Below are 492 nucleotides of genomic sequence, written 5' to 3' on the forward strand. Positions count from 1 at the left end.
CCGTCACCAGTTCCAGCGTGATGCCGTCAGCCACCGCAGCTGCCGCCATGGCGCGGTACTGCTCTGCGGCTTCCGCTTCCAGCTGCTGGCCCGTGGCATCATCCGCCACCGCAAGGGCCGGGGCAGGCTCTGCGTCCAGCGGCAGATTCCCGTTCACCAGCTCCAGCCGGGCATCGGCAAGGTTCGCTGGTATTCGGTGCCATCGTAATTTCTGGCCACAAAGTCCTCCGGCCCCGCGATCAGGGCGTGGGCCTTGGGCAGCAGCCATAAAATGCCGCTGGTCATCAGGGCAACAGCCGCGCCGCAGGCCGCCTGAAACACGGCCCAGTTCCGTGCCAGACGCAGGCAGCGCCGGATCCTCCACTCCCGCCGGGTCATCCGCCGCCGGGGCGCTTGCTTGTTTTGGTTCATCGATATCGGTTCCCTTCTCACATCATTTCGCTATGCACAGCCGCAATTACATTATTTTATTATACACTTCTTTCGCCGGGG

Annotated in this window: 1 protein-coding gene; it reads right to left on the reverse strand. The window is 63.2% G+C overall.

The genetic code is table 11. From position 1 onward, the window contains the following. Window positions 1-153: 153 nt before the first annotated feature. The gene (locus P0G09_RS15540) at window positions 154-411 is read right to left on the reverse strand and encodes a hypothetical protein (RefSeq protein WP_275253099.1); all 258 of its coding nucleotides are present in this window, start codon (window positions 409-411) and stop codon (window positions 154-156) included. Window positions 412-492: the final 81 nt, after the last annotated feature.

Origin of the sequence: Faecalibacterium sp. DFI.5.82, from assembly GCF_029076575.1 — a bacterium.
In the GTDB taxonomy this organism is placed as follows: Bacteria; Bacillota; Clostridia; order Oscillospirales; family Ruminococcaceae; genus Faecalibacterium; species Faecalibacterium duncaniae.

Coding starts and splice junctions, on each gene's coding strand:
- P0G09_RS15540 (WP_275253099.1), bottom strand. CDS start 411: ATGAACCAAAACAAGCAAGCGCCCCGGCGGCGGATGACCCGGCGGGAG.